The sequence below is a fragment of the Mycobacterium colombiense genome (assembly GCF_001953985.1).
Classification (GTDB): Bacteria; Actinomycetota; Actinomycetes; order Mycobacteriales; family Mycobacteriaceae; genus Mycobacterium; species Mycobacterium colombiense_B.
Genome location: NZ_MBEI01000002.1, coordinates 41,208 through 57,778, shown reverse-complemented (window position 1 = coordinate 57,778; position 16,571 = coordinate 41,208). Strand labels below are relative to the sequence as shown.

Genomic DNA, 16,571 nt, shown 5'->3' with positions numbered 1-16,571 from the left:
ACGCGCGCACCCACACCCCGTTCACCGCCGGGGAGGCCGCAGCCCGGTTCGGGCTGGGGCTGCGGGTGACCGCCGACATTTTGGGCCGGCTGGCCGGTGCGGCGGGGTGGGGGGGGGGCGACGGGGCGCCGCGGCCGAAATGCCCGGGGCCCCGGTGGCCGGGGGTGAGCAGTGGTGTGACGCCGACGTGCTCCGGATCCTGCGGCGGCGGTCGCTGGCGGCGCTGCGCGCCCAGGTCGAGCCGGTCAGCACGGCCGCCTACGGCCGGTTCCTGCCGGCCTGGCACCGGGTGGGGGCCGCCGAATCATCGCGCTCCCCAAGCCATTCCGGTCTGGACGGCCTGATGACGGTGATCGATCAGCTGGCCGGGGTGAAGATGCCCGCTTCGGCGATCGAGCCGCTGGTGCTGGCCCCCCGGGTCCGCGACTACTCCCCCGCGCTGCTCGACGAGCTGCTCGCCACCGGCGAGGTCACCTGGTCGGGCGCCGGGTCGATCTCCAGTGGCGACGGCTGGATCGCGTTGCACCCCAGCGAATCCGCGCCGTTGACGCTGCCCGGGCCGGCCGACATCGAACTGGGCGACGCCCACCGCGCAGTCCTGGACACGCTGGCGCCGGGGGGCGCCTACTTCTTCCGCCAGCTCGCCCAGGATGGGATGCCAGAGTCCGAGCTCAAATCCGCGCTGTGGGAACTCATCTGGGCCGGCTGGATCACGGGCGACACGTTCGCCCCGGTGCGCGCCCTGCTCGGGGGCACCGGCACCCGCAAGCGCTCCGCGCCGGCGCACCGGTCGCATCGCCCGCCGCGGCTGAGCCGATACAGCGTCGCGCACCCGCAGGCGCGCCCCGCCGACCCGACCGTGGCCGGCCGGTGGTCGATCCTGCCGGCCCCGGAACCGGACTCCACGCTGCGCGCCCACTACCAGGCCGAGCTCCTGCTGAGCCGCCACGGCGTGCTGACCCGGGGCGCGGTGGGCGCCGAGGGCGTGCCCGGCGGGTTCGCCACCCTGTACAAGGTGCTGAGCACCTTCGAGGACGCCGGCCGGTGCCAGCGCGGCTACTTCATCGAGTCGCTGGGCGGCGCGCAGTTCGCGGTCGCGTCGACTGTCGACCGGCTGCGCGCCTACTCCGACGGGATCGACCCGGAACGGCCCGAGTACCGGGCGGTCGCGCTGGCCGCCGCGGACCCGGCCAACCCGTACGGCGCCGCGCTGCCCTGGCCCGCCCCGCGCGGCGAAGGGTCCGGAGGCCCGGGGGCGCGCCCGGGCCGCAAGGCCGGGGCGCTGGTGGTGCTGGTGGACGGCGAGCTCGCCTGGTTCCTCGAGCGGGGTGGGCGGTCGCTGCTCACCTTCACCGACGACCCCGCCGCGAATCTCGCCGCGGCGACGGCGCTGGCGGACCTGGTCGCGTCCCGGCGCGTCGCGTCGATCCTGGTCGAACGCATCGACGGGGTGCCGGCCCTGCAGCCCCGCGCGGACGGACCCGGCCCGTCCGACGCGCTCGCCGCCGCCGGCTTCGCCCGCACCCCGCGCGGAATGCGGCTGCGCTGAGATGCCCGAAGGAGACACCGTCTGGCACACCGCCGCCGTGCTGCGCGAGAACCTGGTCGGCGGCACCCTGACCCGCTGTGACATCCGGGTGCCGCGGTTCGCCACCGTCGATCTCACCGGGCAGGTCGTCGATGAGGTGCTCAGCCGCGGCAAGCACCTGTTCATCCGGGTGGGAGCCGCCAGCATTCACTCGCACCTGAAGATGGACGGCAGCTGGCGGGTCGGCAAGCGCGGGGTACGGGTCGACCACCGCGCGCGCATCATCCTGGAAACCGACACCGCCCGCGCCGTCGGCGTGGACCTCGGCGTGCTGGAGATCCTGGAGCGCGAGCGTGACGGTGACGCCGTCGCGCATCTGGGCCCCGATCTGCTGGGCGAGGATTGGGATCCCGCGCTCGCCGCCGCCAACCTGACGGCCGACCCGGACCGGCCGATCGCCGAGGCGCTGCTGGACCAGCGGGTGCTGGCCGGGGTCGGCAACGTCTACAGCAACGAATTGTGTTTCCTTTCCGGGCATTTGCCCACCGCGCCCGTGCGCGACATCGCCGACCCTCATCGGCTGGTCTCGCGCGCGCGGGACATGTTGTGGCTCAATCGCTTCCGTTGGAATCGGTGCACCACCGGCGACACCCGGACCGGTCGGCAGCTGTGGGTCTACGGGAGATCCGGGCAGGCCTGTCGCCGGTGCGGCACCCGGATCGCCTTCGACGACTCCGGGGAACGGGTGACCTACTGGTGCCCGTCCTGCCAGCGCTGAGGCTAGTCGCGGGCGTGCGCCAGGAAGAACTGGGCGATGGCCTCGGACCCGTCGAGCGCGCGGGTGGTGGGGCCGATGACGGCCGCGGGCAGATATTGCTTGCCGCCCGGCCAGGTGTGGCCGCCGCTGTCGATCTTGTAGAACACCACCTCGGTGTTCGCCGCACATCCGGTGGACTCATAGCGGTGCACGACGGTGCCGTCGCGGACGTCGGGCAGCGCCTCCATGGCGGGCTCGCCGGGGCACCCATCGGCCGAGCGCCACTTGGCGACCATGCTGTCGGCCGAGATGGAGTGGCTGACCCCGCCGCGCCCGCGCACCACCCCACCCTTGAAGGGCACGAGCGGGTCCGCGGTCCCGTGGGCTTCCCAGACCGACACCGGTTGCGACGGATTGCAGGCCACCCCCACGCCCAGGGTGCCGGCCACCGGGGCGACCGCGGCGAACAGGTCGGCGCGGTCGCATGCCAGCCGGTTGGTCATGAAGCCGCCGTTGGACATGCCGGTGACGAACACGTGCCCGGGCGCGACGCCGTAGTCGTTCTGCAGCTTGTGCACCAGCCCGACCAGAAAGGTCACATCGTCGATGTGGCGGCGATCGGCGGGCGAGGCGCCGCGCCCGTCTGCCCAGCTCTTGTCGTAGCCGTCGGGGTAGGCCACCAACAGGTTGTGGGCGTCAGCAACGGTGTCGAAGCCCGTCAGGCTCCGCTGCGAGATCCCGGTGCCGCCGCCGCCATGCAAACTGAGCACCAGCCCGACGGGGTCGCCCGCCGGCACGTGCAACATGTAGGTTCGGTCCATGCCGCCGGATCGAAAAGTGCCCGAAATGTCTCGAGCGCTGGCCGCCGACACGTGCCGCACACCGCAGCCGACCACGCATATCGCCACCACAGCGAGCCACAGCCACCGCGCGTATGCCATCTCGTCAGATCACCGACGGCGCGTCGGCGAGGGCTCGCCGGTAACGCGTGTCCGACGGCGGAGCAAACCCTTGTGTGGCACACCCCGCATTATCGGCGATCCGGCGCCGGGCGCCGCCCCGGCATGCAAACATTCGAACTAGCCCCGCCTCCAGCAAGCAACGGCACTTCTGTTCCACGGGAGTATCAGAAATGACGACCACCCAGATACGCAAGCCCATCCGGCCGCTGTCGCTGCTGGCGATCGGCGTGGCGCCGGTGGCCGGGCTGCTCGGCTTGCTGGCCCTATCCGCCACCGCGCACGCCACCTCTCCCGATGACGCCTTCCTGGCCGCGCTGAAAGCCAAGGGCATCAATTACGAGTCACCTGACGCCGCGGTCAACTCCGGGCACACTGTGTGTCACGAGCTCGATATGGGCCAGACACCGGAACAGGTCGCCAACAACGTGCTGTCCAGCAGCACCCTGGACAGCTATCACGCCGGCTATTTCGTCGGGGTCAGCATCAAGGCGTACTGCCCGAAGTACGCGGATGCGGCGGCATCGTCCGGGTCCTGAAATTTACAGCCGCTTGACAGGCTCGTGATGTAAACGCAGATAAAATTTGAGGTATCCGAACCGAAGAATTTCAGGGCCGCAAATGATTCCGAAACTTTTGGTCGGCGTTGTGGGTATGGCGCTCGCACTGGGCGTTTCCAGCGTGGCCACGGCGTCGGCCAGCACCGACCCCAATCCCTTCAGTCATCTCAGCTGCGCCTGTAAGGATTCCGATCCACCAGGCAGCCCCGCCCTGCCGGACAAGATCAATCAGGGCATCCAGCAAGGCGTTTCGGCCTCGCCCGCCGCGCGGTAACCCGCCGCGGCCTACAGCCAGTCACGACGCCTGAACAACACGTAGAGCACCACCATCAACACGAGTATCACGCCGGTACTGGCCGCGAATCCGGCGTGCGTGCCGAAGCCCGGGTAGGGCACGTTCTGCCCGTAGAAGCCCGTGATCGCCGTCGGCACGGCGATGATGGCGGCCCATCCCGTCAGCTTCTTCATGACAATGTTCAACCGGGCGTCCTGAAGCGACAGGTTGGTCTCGAAAATGGTTGTGATCATGTCGCGCAACGATTCCGTCCATTCGGACACCCGCAGCACGTGGTCGTACAGGTCGGCGTACAGGGGGTCCAACCGCCGATCCGAGACGTCCGAAACACGATGATGCGCAATCGCATTGACGACCTCGCGCATGGGCAGGGCGACCCGGCGCAGGTTCACCAGATCCCTGCGCAGCCGGAAGGTACGGCGCTGAAAGATTCCCTTGCGGGGCCTGCCGTCGAACAGTTCGTCCTCGATGGCTTCGATGCAGTCATCGAGGGCCTCCACGGCGGTGAAATGGCTGTCGACCACCACGTCGAGCAGGCCGTGCACCAGCGCGCCGACGCCGTAGCTCTGACCGCCGATCTCCTGCCACCGCCGGGTCACCTGCGTCGTGTCGAAGTCGGGCGTCAGGCGCACGGTGATCAGCCCCTGCGGCAGCACGAATCCCGAAATGCGTTGCATCGACAGCATCCGCTCGCCGGTGTCGGCGGTACCCGTTGCGACGTCGACGGCATAGACGGTGAAGAAGGTGTGGCTCTCGTATGCGGTGGCCTTGACCCGCTCGGCGGCCGCCACGGCGTCTTCGACCGCCCAGCGGTTCAGGCCGAGTTCGTCGGCCAGGCCGCACAGCGTGTCGTGGTCCGGTTCGCACAGGTCGGCCCACACCAGGGTGTCGGGTTCGGTGAGGTAGTCCGAGATCTTGTCGAACTCGAAGTCGTCCTGCGCCTTGCCGCCGCGCCACACCCGGCCCTGGATACTCGAAGCGATCTGCATCACGACATCTTCTCAATCGTTGTTCACGATCGGTAAACCCGCCAGCCACCCGCTGGCGCCGCGGCCGCCGACTACCCGTGATGATCTTGATGTCGCGGGGGGCCGGCAGGCCGATCCGGGAGATTCGGTGAGCAGGTGGGTGACATGGAGCAATCAAACCGGTTGCAGCTCAAGACATATCGGGCTGTGTCCGAGCACATCGACGGCGCCTGGTGGCCGCAGTCGACGAACCTGGCCGACGAGCTGCCCGGCCTGGTGGCGTCGCTGTCCGACCGGCTGGGGCAGATCGTCATGGTGGGCTATCGCCGCAACGCCTGGCACGAGACACCGCCGCTGGTTGAAATCGACGGGCACCCAATCGAATTGCTGGGCTTTATCAACGACGAGGAGGCCAGCGTCATCGTGATGGGCGAGAACGGCCGCCACATCACCCTGCACGTCATCCGGCCCGACACCGACGAGGACGTCGCCCGCCGGGCACTCGACGCGGTGCGGGCACCCGCCGACGCTGTGGTGTCCCCGGCCGTCCGGGTCACCGTGGGCCGATCGGTGGCGGACGTGGCCGACAAGCTGGCCCGCCACGAGGGGCTCGGCGACGAACGGCGGACCGCTCAGATCAGGCGCTGGTGCGAAGAGACGGCGCAACGATTCATCGACGCGCCGGTGCAGACCTTCGTCCCCATCCTCGTCGAACACATCGTCCGCAACCGCATGATGGAGTCGCCCAACCAGCGCTATCCCGCCGACGGAGGCCTGTTCATCACGGTGCCCGGCAGCTCCGCACCGTATTCAATATCGTCGTAGTCGCGTCCGCCCTTGCGCCGGCGACCGTTCGCCGAGCCGCTTCCCGGGCGCATCGGGACCATCGGCAGCATGGGGGTCTGGCCGGTGCCGGGGGGCAGCGCGGAGACCGCTGACGCCAGCTGCACCGGCGCCGACGATCCCAGCATTCCCACCGTCGCGGGCGGCATCGTCAGGTTGCCGAGCGAGATACCGATGCCCAGCGTCGCGCGGGGCGCCAAGGAGCCGGCGGCGTTGACCGCGCCGATCAGCTGCGTCTCGGCCGACGACAGCGCGGCCGTGCCTTCGGCCAGGCCTCCGAAGATGTCGCCGGCCACGCCGCCCTGCAGGGCCTGCGCGGTATTGACCTGGGCGAGGTAGCTGAGCAGGTTGACCGGCATGCCGCCCGCGAGCTCCTGCCAGCCCCAGACGCTCCAATACCGGAACCAGCCCGAGTCGGGATCCAGGCCGAAGGCGCTGGAGGTGGCGAGATCCTGGCTCGCCCCCAGGTTGGCGGCCGTCATCATCCCCGAATTGACGGTGTTCGAGGCGGGCACCGTGGCGGCCTGTGTCGTCACCCCAGACGGATTGGCGACCTGCGGCGGCGGCGCGAACGAGGGCGGTCGGACCGTGCTCGCCGAGGTCGCGGCGTAGCGGACCAACGCCGCCGAGTTGTTCACCCACATGGTGGTGTACTCGGCTTCGGTCTCGGCGATCGCCGGGTAGTTGATCCCGAAGAAGTTGGTGGCCAACAACAACGCCAGGCGCGCGCGGTTGGCCGCCACCAGCGAAGGATGCACCACCGTCCAGTGCGTCAACTCGAATGCCGCGGTCATCACCTGCACCGAGGTCGCGACCTCCTGGCACTGCTGCGCGGTGACGCGCAGCCAGTCCAGATAGGGTTCCAGCGCTTGGGCCATCGCCGAGGCGGACGGGCCGTGCCACGTCGTCATCAGCCACGACAGCTCCGCGCTGTAGCCGGCGGCGGATTGCTCGAGCTCCATACTGAGCTCCTGCCAGGCGGCGGCGGCCGCGATCCATGACCAAGCGCCGGGCCCACCGTGGATCAGCGCCGAAGTGACCTCCGGCGGCAGCATCCCGAAATCCATGAACCTTTACCTTGGGGAAGAACGTGGCTGGGGCGAACGCCGTGCGTTGGCCCGTCCGGCAATTCGCGACCCGGTGGCGAGCAGACATCGCCGTGTCCCGCTGCCGGTCGCCGTTGAACGCGGGGGTCGGTGTCCGCAGTCATGGGGCACCATCGACGTCATCCCGCGGATGGATTACGAGGCATCACTTTGCCCTTGACCTCCCGGCCCACGGCGACGTCCTCGTACTTCTGCTGTTTGCGCTTGCGCCAGCCGGTGCCCGCCGAGCCCGTCGTCGGCGGCACCATCATCGGCATCAGGGGCAGCCCCGATTCCCCCGCCGGCAGCGGCGAGGCCGCCGACGCCAGCTGCACCCCGGTCTGCGTGCCCGGCAGCAGCCCCACCACGGCGGGGGGCGCGGTCAGCTTGCCCAGCGACACCCCGACGCCCATCGCGCCCGACGGGGCCATGCCCGCGCCGACGTCTTTGACCGCGTTGGACAGGCTCGCCGAGGCTGCCCCGAGACCCTCCGACAGGCCACTGCCGATGTCGCCGCCCACGCTCTGCAGCGCGCTGGCCGACGAGTTCTGCGCCAGGTAGCTGAGCATGTTGATCGGGAACCCGGACGAGATGAACTGGTTGCCCCAGGTGCTCCAGTAGCCGAACCAGCCGCTGTTGGGATCGCCGTCGGCGCCGAAAATGCCGGCCGAAGAGAGCAACGAGGAAAGTGAATCGCCGGCGTTGCCGGAGCCCAAAGCATCGGCCTGCATCACGGCCGCCTGCTGCCTGGTCGTTCCGCTCGGGTCGGTGGTGGACAGCGGCGAATTGAACTGCGACAGCTGCGTGGTCGCCTGCGACGAGGTCGCCTGGTAGCGGGTCATCGCCGCCGAGTTGTTCGCCCACATGGTCTGGTATTCCTCTTCGGCCTGGGCGATGGCCGCCGTGTTGGTGCCGAACCGGTTGGTGGCCAGCAACTGCGCCAGGCGCGTCCGGTTGGCGGTGACCACCGCCGGCGGGACGATCGACGAGCGGGCGGCCGTGAATGCCGACGCGGCGGCCTCGGCCGACGTGGCCATCTGGGCGGACTGCTGCGCGGTCTCACGCAGCCACAGCAGGTAGGGCTGGACCGACTGCAGCATCGCCATCGCCGACGGACCGTCCCACGACTCGATGAGCGACGACAACGTCGAGGCATAGGTGGAGACCGAATTCTCCAGCTCGACGGCAAGTCGTTGCCACGCGCCGGCGGCCTCGATCAGCGAGCCCGCTCCCGGTCCGGTGTGGATGAGCGTCGAGGTGACCTCGGGGGGTGCAAAAAGATCCATCACATCTCACAATGCCCACGCTGAGAACAACCTCAGCAAATTTGCGTTGACCAGGCCGCGAAGAACCTCGAAACTCTGCACGTCGAAGCCTGTCACCTGCCGTCGGTACCTCCCAGTTCGACCGCCAGGCGTTAGGACACCCTATACCCAAAGCTGAGACCGATTTGACATTTGCTGGCCGGGGGCACTACTCGAAAAAGGCCGCCTTCTTACACGGTCACCGACGCGCCGCGGTTTACCATAATGATTCGGTCCTCGATGCCGCGCCGCCGCATCTCCCGGGTGAAGTCGGACAGGGGCGACGCGAAGGCCGCGTAGTCGTCGAAGTGCACGGGGATGGCCTTCGGCAGAGCCAGCATCGCGACCAGTTCTGCGCCCTGGCGGCCGTCCATCGTCACCGTCAGTCCGAACGGAAGCCGGTTTCCGGCCGGCAGCCGGGTGCCGCCGAGGTGCAGCATGCCCGCGTCGATCGGGTCGAACCGCGCCGGAATCTCCTTGAGCTCCTCGATCAGCAGGGTGTCACCGGAGATGTAGAGCCGGCGCCTGGGCGAGCCGTCGTCGGCGGCGACCTCCAGCATGGTGCCCATCACCGGCGGGAGCAGGCGCTGACTCCACCCGGGCGCGTGGCGCCCCGGCAGCGACGTGAGGGTGAGCGTCGTGCCGCCCTTGGTGATCGCGTGCTGCTGCCACGTCTGCAGGCCCCGCGCCCGCGCGAAGCCGCGCCGGTGCAGCCGTTTGGCGGCGTGCGGGGTGGTGACGACGGGCAGTTCGTGGTCGAGGCCCCGCTGCGCCACCCTGTCCCAGTGATCGCCGTGCATGTGCGACAGCACGATCGCGTCGAGCGGCGGCAGTTCGCTGAGTTGCAACGCCGGCTCCTCGAGCCGCTTGGAGACCAGCCCGTGGCCGAGGTAGGCGCGTTGCCCGCGGTGCAGAAAGTTGGGGTCGGTCAGCAGCGTCAGCCCGGCCGCCGAAATCAGCGTGGTGGCGTTGCCGACGAACGTGACGGTGATATCCATAGCCGCGGGCTACCCGGTCCGGCGTCGTCCACGCGGGGATCGGTGTTGCGACCGGCAGGGTTATGGTGTCGAGCTCGCTTTCGTCTCGGCCGCCGGTTCGATGATCTTCGCAGTGGCGGCGTAAGCGGCAGGCCACCATTTCGCCAGCATCGTCAGTTCGGCCGCTTCCTGTCGAAGCGTCGCCGCTCGGGACGCGACGATCGATGTTGAGTCGACGTCGGCGGCTTCCGGCGCGACGCCGGCAGTTTTGGCTCTGGCGGCGTAAGCCAGGCGCAGGGCTGAGATGGCCGCGTTGCGGTCGCACGCCGGCACCTTATGAGGCTCGGCGAGAAAGTGCATCAGATCATCACCAGATATTGCACGGAAATATGGGCGCAGTCCCAAGATGGCGTCGCGGATTTCGACCACCGTCTGGTGCAGTTGCAACTCCGTCTTCGGGCGCCCCGGCTCGTCATCGTCGGGTTCGAAGACACATTCTGGGACAACAACTCTCATCGCCTGTCGCAGCGGCTGCAATTCGCGCCAGCTGCGGCTGATGTGATCGAGTCCGAGGGAATGGCGCAGCTTCATCGCAAGAGGGACAGGGGCGATCACGAACAGGCTGAATATCATGTAGAAAAAGGTGGACGCGTGGAATTGGTGCCTGAAGGCGTCGGTCTGAGTCCAGCCGAGTTGGTCGGATATCTGCAGGGCGGCTTCGTGGAGCGCTGTCACAACGGCCGTCAGACCCATCGCCAGGGTGCTGATCGCGATCAGGTGCTCCCGCCGCCTGTCGGCAATCCGCAGCTCGCGCAACGAATTCCAGATTATGCGCGTAACCAGGGCCATCGGCATGGCAATGAAGCACGTCAGGGTCGTCACGGAGTCCCAGCCAGCTGCGAACTCCAGGGACTGCCCCGCCATGCGGGCACGAGTACCGAAGACGAGCAACCCGACAGCGAGCAGCACACCCGCCAGGCGATAATACTTGTGCCTACGGCGGGTTTCGGCTTCTGACAGCCCCGACCACAACAGGGTGAATCCGATGAATTCGCTGTAGCTGTAGCTCAACACCGCGGTGCCCAATTGCCACGTGCCGGGCAGTGTCATGAAAGCCGTTCGGACGAGCGAGTTTTGCACAAGGTGCTCACGCAACAACTGAGCAAGCAACATGAGCGCCAATGTGCTGTTGAAGTATTTCTCATAGAGGTTGCTGTTGCACCATCGGTAGCGTCCGAGCAGCACCAGCATCATGAAGGCGATCAAAGGCCAGGCGATGATGCCCGGCACAGTGGAGGCGCTCACCGGCGGAAGAACACGCTGTTCATCATCGACTGTCGCGTACCGGCTTCGGCGGCGGCGAGCATCAACAACGACGCGAACATCTCGGCATCGCGTTCGCGGTTGTCATCGAAGCTGCTGCGGCCCAATATCACCCCGATGCCGGGGTCGAAACCGGCCAGTGCGCTCGCGAAGATCATCTTGGGCAAGTACTCCGCGCTCGCGTCCCCTCGCGACCCGCCATCGTGTTCCAGCACCATGTGCCCGATTTCGTGGCACACGATCTGGTCGATGTGATATTCCGAGGTACCCGCCTCGTGGACGATGATGTCGTCTTCGTCGCGCTTCAACCACACCCCGCAGGGGCCCAGGGCGAGCTCGTCTACCGTCGGCACCAAGCGGATCGGCCGGCCCCGCAAGCGGGCGACACCGTCGATGAACGCGGCCCGATCCCAGGGCACGGGAACGGGCAGGGTGCGAACCAACGCGAGCATGTCAACTTTGGATGCCATCTACGCCTCACCGCCTTCGCGAGGTATTACCGGCAGGTCTTGGAGCTTACGAACCTCGTCGACCATGGCCGCCAAACTCGTTATGGCCTGCGGGGTCAGTCCGGACGTGCGCACCGCCAGATCCCGTACCCCGACGTCGCGCAGCGCTTGCATCAAGCTCAGCTGCGCATCGATCTTCTGATCTGGGTCGCGATCGATGAGGTACGACGCCGGCACCCCGAAAAAGTCTGCGATCGCCCGTAAATGCGCGACCGTGGGGTTTCTTTTGACGCCGCTTCTCAGCTGCCACAGATAGGCCGGACTGATCGATACGCCGGTTTTCTTGGTGATGGCGGCCGCGGCGGCGGCGTTGGACAACGGGGCCGTGCCGGCCTTCCGCATGACCTCGAAAAGTTTGGTCAACCTGAGCGCGAGATCAGAGTCGTTGTCAGCGCCGCCACCGGCTGGCACTTCGTCTGGCCCGCTGCCGCGATCCAATGCACTCTCATTTCATTCCAACGCAATCATCGTGTACTCACGTTACCAGCCGCCTAGCGTTGAATCCACCGAATACCCGGCCTGACCTTGGTCGTTGCGACCACGAAGGGGCGGCGCCCAGGATCGCCCGGCCCGCCACGCACATCATGTGTAAGTACTTCCTTCTGCGCGAAAGGGTTTCGGCTCGGACACGCAAATGCGGACGGATGCGGATATCGGCTCCCAGGTAGCGCGTCCTCGCGCTGCGCTAACCGTCCGGGCGACGATTCGGGAGGCCGTCCGGAAACGGCCAGGTTGTAACATGGGCAAACACTGGTTGGCGTGCGCACGAAACGGAAGTCCATTGGGAGTCGACGATGTCCAGGCCGAAGGGCCGGATAACGGCGAGTTGGCATCGCGTTTGTCGAAGCTTTTCGAGGTGATGCGCAAGGCTGGTACGGCCCCGTTGTCCAACGCCGCCGCCGCGGCCGCAATCACCGAGAAAACCGGCGTATCGATCAGCCCGGCCTACCTGTGGCAGCTGAGAAGCGGCGTCAAAAGAAACCCCACCGTCGCGCATTTACGTGCGATCGCAGACTTTTTCGGCGTACCGGCGTCCTATCTGATCGATCGAGACACGGACCCGGCGATCGAGGCGCAACTCAACCTCCTGCAGGCATTACGCGACAACGGCGTGCGCGACCTGGCGGCGCGTGCCTCTGGGCTGACCCCACAGGCCCTCAAGAGCCTGGCGGCGATCATCGATCACCTCCGCGAACTCGAGCGGCTGCCCCCTATCGCCTCTCCCAGAGCGGACCAATCCGACTAGCGGCATCGAACGTGCTTGCGCCGCGACGGATTTAGGGGCCAACCCGGCGGCTGACGAATTCACGCCGATCGCCGGTCAGCGGATCGGTGAACTCGATGCGCTGCGCCAACAGCCGCAGCGGGACGCTGAAGTCGTCGGGCGCGACGTCAATGACATTGGGATACAACGGATCACCCTCGATCGGTACCCCCAGCGAGGCCATGTGCAGGCGCAGCTGATGGGTGCGCCCGGTGCGGGGAGTGAGCCGGTATAGCCCGTCCGCCGATACCAGCTCCACGCGGGTCTCGGCATTGGGAGCGCCGGGCTCGCACACCGCCTGTAAATGTCCCCGGCGCTTGACGATTCGGCTCTTCACCACGCGGGGCAGCTCCAGCTCCGGGTCGACGCCGGCCCGGGCCAGATACGTCTTGGCGACCAATCCGCGGGAGAACAGCGTCTGGTAGGCGCCGCGCACGTCGCGCCGCGCGGTGAACAGCAGCACCCCGGCGGTCAGCCGGTCGAGCCGGTGCGCCGGGCTCAGCTCGGGCAACTCCAGCTCCCGCCGCAGCCGCACCAGTGCGGTCTGCGCGACGTGGCGTCCGCGCGGCATGGTCGCCAGGAAGTGCGGTTTGTCGACGACCACGATGTCGTCGTCACGATGCAGCACCGGGATGCCGAACGGGACGGGCACCTCGTCCGGCAGCTCGCGATACAGGTAGACACTTGCGCCGGCGGGAAGCACTGTGGTGGCGTCGATTACCGCGCCGTCGGCGCCCACGACCTCACCCGCCAACACCTTGGCGCGGGCCTGCGCGCCGAACCGGGCGGTGAGTTCGGCCAGCACCGCCCCGCCGCGCAGCCGCACCCGCGCCGGGCCGAGTCCGTCCCGCACGGGCAGCGGCGCCGGCCTCGCGGCCATCTCAGGGCCTGCTCAACTGAGCGGGACCGGCTCGAGGATCTCGGCGCGCGCCTCGGGCGCGCTGGCCCGCAACTCGTCGGCGGACACGTCGTCGGGCTGGGCCTGGGACAGGATCTCGGCCTCTACCCGGGCGGTGTAGTTCGCGACCTCACGCTCGACGTCCTCGGCCGTCCAGCCCAGCACCGGCGCGACCACGTCGGCGACCTCGCGCGCGCAGTCGACGCCGCGATGCGAGTATTCGATGGAGATGCGCATCCGGCGGGCCAGGATGTCCTCCAAATGCAAAGCGCCCTCGGCGGTTACTGCGTACAGCGCCTCCACCCGCAGGTAGCCCGGCGCTTCCTTGATCGGGTTGAGCAGGTCGGGGCTTTGCGCCGCAAGCGCCAGCACGTCACCGATCAGCGAGCCGTAGCGGTCCAGCAGATGACGCACCCGGTAGGGATGCAGCCCCTGCAGCTCGGCGACATGCTCGGCCTGGTTGATCAGCGCGAAATAGCCGTCGGCCCCCAGCAGGCTGACCTTCTCGGTGATCGACGGCGCCACCCGGGCCGGAATGAATTGGGCCGCAGCATCAATCGCGTCGGCGGCCATCACCCTATAGGTGGTGTACTTGCCGCCGGCGATGGCCACCAGGCCCGGAGCGGGCACCGCCACCGCGTGCTCCCGGGACAGCTTGGAGGTCTCCTCGCTCTCGCCGGCCAGCAGCGGCCGCAGGCCCGCGTACACGCCGTCGATGTCGGCGTGGGTCAGCGGGATTGCCAGCACCGTGTTGACGGTTTCCAGGATGTAGTCGATGTCGGCCTTGGTGGCCGCGGGGTGGGCCAGGTCGAGATTCCAGTCGGTGTCGGTGGTGCCGATGATCCAGTGGCTCCCCCACGGGATGACGAACATCACCGACTTCTCGGTCCGCAGGATGATCGCGACGTCGCTGACGATGCGGTCGCGCGGCACCACCACGTGCACGCCCTTGGACGCACGGACCTGGAATCGCCCGCGCTGCTTGGACAATGCCTGGATCTCGTCGGTCCACACCCCGGTCGCGTTCACCACCACGTGCCCGCGGACTTCGGTGATCGCGCCGTCCTCGGAGTCGCGGACGCGCACGCCGGTGACCCGATCGCCTTCGCGGAGCATGGCGACCACCTGCGTGGAGGTGCGCACCACCACGCCGTAATGCGCGGCGGTGCGCGCGACGGTCATGGTGTGCCGGGCGTCGTCGACAACCGTGTCGTAGTACCGGATTCCACCGATCAGCGAGCTGCGCTTGAGGCCCGGACTCAGCCGCAAGGCGCCGGCGCGCGTCAAATGCTTCTGCGCCGGAACCGATTTCGCACCGCCCAGCCGGTCGTAGAGAAAGATGCCGGCGGCGGTGTAGGGACGCTCCCATATGCGATTGGTCAACGGGAACAGAAACGGCATCGGCTTGACCAGATGCGGCGCCAGCGTGGTCAGCGACAACTCACGCTCGTAAAGCGCCTCGCGCACCAGCCCGAACTCCAGCTGTTCGAGGTAGCGCAGGCCGCCGTGGAACATCTTCGACGAGCGGCTTGAGGTGCCGGAGGCGAAATCGCGCGCCTCCACCAGCGCCACCTTGAGCCCGCGGGTCGCGGCATCCAGCGCGCAGCCCGAGCCCACCACGCCGCCGCCGATCACCACCACGTCGAACTGCTCGCTGCCCAGTCGTTCCCAGGCCAACGCGCGTTGCTTAGGTCCCAGAGAGGAAGCCGTCCAGGTTTGTGTGCTACCGGGTGCCTGAATCGGGTTACTCACGGCAGAGGACTCCGCACTGGGGAAACTCCTGTCGGTTACTCGTCAGTAGGACGTGCTTTACCAAGGCTAACCGCTAGTCCAGATCGTCGTGCGCCATCAGCCGCCGGGCCGCCTCGGTGATCGAGCCGGACAGCGACGGGTAAACCGCCAGCGTCTGCGCCAGCTCGTTGACGGTGATCCGGTTCGTCACCGCCACGGCGATCGGCAGGATCAGCTCGGAGGCGATCGGGGCCACCACCACGCCGCCGATCACCACCCCGGTGGCCTGCCGACAGAACAGCTTCACGAAGCCCTGGCGCAGCCCCGACATCTTGGCCCGCGCGTTGGTCCGCAGCGGCAGCATGACGGTGCGCGCCGGCACCGAACCGTCGTCGATCATCGTCTGCGGGACCCCGACGGCGGCGATCTCGGGCCTGGTGAACACCGTCGCCGCCACCGTGCGCAGCCGGATCGGGCTGACACCCTCGCCCAGCGCGTGATACATCGCGATCCGGCCCTGCATGGCCGCGACCGAGGCCAGCGGCAGCAGCCCGGTGCAGTCGCCGGCGGCGTAGATGCCGGCGACCGAGGTCCGCGACACCCGGTCCACGGTCAGGTAGCCGCCGCGGCCCAGCTCGATGCCGACCCGGTCCAGGCCCAGGCCGCTGGTATTGGGAACCGACCCGATGGTCATCAGCGCGTGGCTGCCCTCGACCGTGCTCCCGTCGCCCAGGGTCACCAGCACGCCCTTCTCGGTGCGGGTCACCGATCGCGCGCGGGCGTTCTTGACCAGCTCGACGCCGCGCTCGGAGAACGCCTCCTCCAGCACCAGGGCGGCGTCGGCATCCTCGTAGGGCAGCACCCGGTCCCGGCTGGCGACCACGGTCACCGGCACGCCCAATTCTGTGTAGGCGTGCACGAATTCGGCGCCGGTGACCCCAGACCCGACCACGATCAGGTGCTCGGGCAGCGCCTCCAGGTTGTAGAGCTGGCGCCAGGTCAGGATCCGCTCGCCGTCAGGCGGCGCCGACGGCAGTACCCGCGGGCTGGCGCCGGTCGCGATCAGTACGACGTCGGCCTCGTACTCGCTGGTGGTGCCGTCGGGACGGGTCGCCTTGATGCGGTGACAGGCCAGGCCCGGCGCCGGGTCGATCAACTCGCCGTGGCCGGCCACCACGTGCACGCCCACGCTGAGCAGCTGATCGGTGATGTCGGCCGACTGCTCGGTGGCGAGCTGCTTGACCCGGGCATGGATCTGCGGCAGCGAGATCTTGGCGTCGTCGATGTCGATCTCGAAGCCTAGCCGCGGCGCCCGGCGCAATTCGGTGCGCAGCCAGGTCGAGGCGATGAACGTTTTGGACGGCACGCAATCGTCCAGGACGGCCGCCCCGCCGATCCCTTCGGAGTCGATCACCGTGACGCGGGTCGTGTCGGGGTGCGAGGTCGCGGCCACCAGCGCGGCTTCGTAACCGGCCGGGCCTCCGCCGAGGATCACGATGCGGGTCACCACAGCCCCTAACCTAACGAAGCGGCGGGGCCCCGGCGAATGCTCGGGGGAAGACCCACCAGC

At 68.2% G+C, this 16,571-nt stretch carries 16 protein-coding genes and 1 pseudogene; 6 read left to right on the top strand and 11 right to left on the bottom strand.

Annotated elements, in window-relative coordinates; translation table 11 throughout:
• Both A5732_RS01040 and nei2 read left to right on the top strand, forming a co-directional pair.
• A pseudogene (locus A5732_RS01040) lies at positions 1 to 1,549 on the top strand (Lhr family ATP-dependent helicase); the annotation flags it as partial.
• Position 1,550: 1 nt separating this feature from the next.
• Positions 1,551 to 2,306: an endonuclease VIII Nei2 gene (gene nei2, locus A5732_RS01035; RefSeq protein ID WP_076100065.1), complete on the top strand. Its 756-nt coding sequence runs from the start codon at positions 1,551 to 1,553 to the stop codon at positions 2,304 to 2,306.
• Positions 2,307 to 2,308: 2 nt separating this feature from the next.
• Here the strand turns inward: nei2 and A5732_RS01030 are convergent, their stop codons facing one another.
• Positions 2,309 to 3,226, bottom strand: a complete 918-nt coding sequence (locus A5732_RS01030) for an extracellular catalytic domain type 1 short-chain-length polyhydroxyalkanoate depolymerase (protein ID WP_076100063.1) — start codon at positions 3,224 to 3,226, stop codon at positions 2,309 to 2,311.
• Between the two features lie 191 nt (positions 3,227 to 3,417).
• Between A5732_RS01030 and A5732_RS01025 the strand changes: the two genes are divergently transcribed.
• A complete protein-coding gene (locus A5732_RS01025; protein WP_076053680.1) occupies positions 3,418 to 3,783 on the top strand; it encodes a DUF732 domain-containing protein in 366 nt (121 codons plus the stop codon).
• Between the two features lie 82 nt (positions 3,784 to 3,865).
• Complete coding sequence (locus A5732_RS01020) at positions 3,866 to 4,078, top strand: hypothetical protein (protein WP_076053677.1); 213 nt, start codon at positions 3,866 to 3,868, stop codon at positions 4,076 to 4,078.
• A gap of 11 nt (positions 4,079 to 4,089) precedes the next feature.
• Here A5732_RS01020 and A5732_RS01015 read toward each other — a convergent pair whose 3' ends face one another.
• A complete protein-coding gene (locus tag A5732_RS01015; RefSeq protein WP_076100061.1) occupies positions 4,090 to 5,088 on the bottom strand; it encodes a magnesium transporter CorA family protein in 999 nt (332 codons plus the stop codon).
• 144 nt (positions 5,089 to 5,232) lie between these two features.
• Here A5732_RS01015 and A5732_RS01010 point away from each other — a divergent pair, with 144 nt between their 5' ends.
• The gene (locus A5732_RS01010; RefSeq protein WP_081389553.1) at positions 5,233 to 5,892 is read left to right on the top strand and encodes a DUF5994 family protein; all 660 of its coding nucleotides are present in this window, start codon (positions 5,233 to 5,235) and stop codon (positions 5,890 to 5,892) included.
• Here A5732_RS01010 and A5732_RS01005 read toward each other — a convergent pair.
• The 6 genes from A5732_RS01005 to A5732_RS00980 all read right to left on the bottom strand — a co-directional run bounded on the left by A5732_RS01005 (position 5,823) and on the right by A5732_RS00980 (position 11,450).
• On the bottom strand, positions 5,823 to 6,977 hold the full coding sequence (locus A5732_RS01005; RefSeq protein ID WP_076053673.1) for a PPE family protein: 1,155 nt from the start codon (positions 6,975 to 6,977) through the stop codon (positions 5,823 to 5,825). The two genes, A5732_RS01010 and A5732_RS01005, sit on opposite strands and share 70 nt — an antisense overlap.
• 158 nt (positions 6,978 to 7,135) lie before the next feature.
• Entirely contained in the window at positions 7,136 to 8,281 is a 1,146-nt protein-coding gene (locus A5732_RS01000; protein ID WP_076053670.1) for a PPE family protein, read from the bottom strand.
• Positions 8,282 to 8,490: 209 nt separating this feature from the next.
• Positions 8,491 to 9,297 carry an MBL fold metallo-hydrolase gene (locus A5732_RS00995; RefSeq protein WP_076100059.1) on the bottom strand — a complete coding sequence of 269 codons (807 nt, stop codon included), beginning with the start codon at positions 9,295 to 9,297 and terminating at the stop codon, positions 8,491 to 8,493.
• 60 nt (positions 9,298 to 9,357) lie between these two features.
• A complete protein-coding gene (locus A5732_RS00990; RefSeq protein WP_081388747.1) occupies positions 9,358 to 10,581 on the bottom strand; it encodes a DUF6545 domain-containing protein in 1,224 nt (407 codons plus the stop codon).
• A complete protein-coding gene (locus A5732_RS00985; protein ID WP_076100057.1) occupies positions 10,578 to 11,069 on the bottom strand; it encodes a hypothetical protein in 492 nt (163 codons plus the stop codon). The genes A5732_RS00990 and A5732_RS00985 overlap by 4 nt, the downstream gene beginning before the upstream one ends.
• Complete coding sequence (locus A5732_RS00980; protein ID WP_253188973.1) at positions 11,070 to 11,450, bottom strand: helix-turn-helix domain-containing protein; 381 nt, start codon at positions 11,448 to 11,450, stop codon at positions 11,070 to 11,072.
• Between the two features lie 397 nt (positions 11,451 to 11,847).
• On the opposite strand from A5732_RS00980, the gene A5732_RS00975 reads away from it, so the two are divergent.
• Positions 11,848 to 12,354: a helix-turn-helix domain-containing protein gene (locus tag A5732_RS00975; protein WP_436971807.1), complete on the top strand. Its 507-nt coding sequence runs from the start codon at positions 11,848 to 11,850 to the stop codon at positions 12,352 to 12,354.
• Positions 12,355 to 12,385: 31 nt separating this feature from the next.
• Here the strand turns inward: A5732_RS00975 and A5732_RS00970 are convergent, their stop codons facing one another.
• The 3 genes from A5732_RS00970 to A5732_RS00960 form a co-directional block, all read right to left on the bottom strand.
• Positions 12,386 to 13,252 (bottom strand): pseudouridine synthase, encoded by an 867-nt coding sequence (locus A5732_RS00970; RefSeq protein WP_076100051.1) that lies wholly within the window; start codon positions 13,250 to 13,252, stop codon positions 12,386 to 12,388.
• A 12-nt stretch (positions 13,253 to 13,264) separates the two neighbouring features.
• Positions 13,265 to 15,022, bottom strand: coding sequence for a glycerol-3-phosphate dehydrogenase/oxidase (locus A5732_RS00965; protein WP_076054695.1), 1,758 nt, complete (start codon positions 15,020 to 15,022; stop codon positions 13,265 to 13,267).
• Between the two features lie 73 nt (positions 15,023 to 15,095).
• On the bottom strand, positions 15,096 to 16,511 hold the full coding sequence (locus A5732_RS00960; RefSeq protein ID WP_076100049.1) for an NAD(P)H-quinone dehydrogenase: 1,416 nt from the start codon (positions 16,509 to 16,511) through the stop codon (positions 15,096 to 15,098).
• Between the last annotated feature and the right edge of the window lie 60 nt (positions 16,512 to 16,571).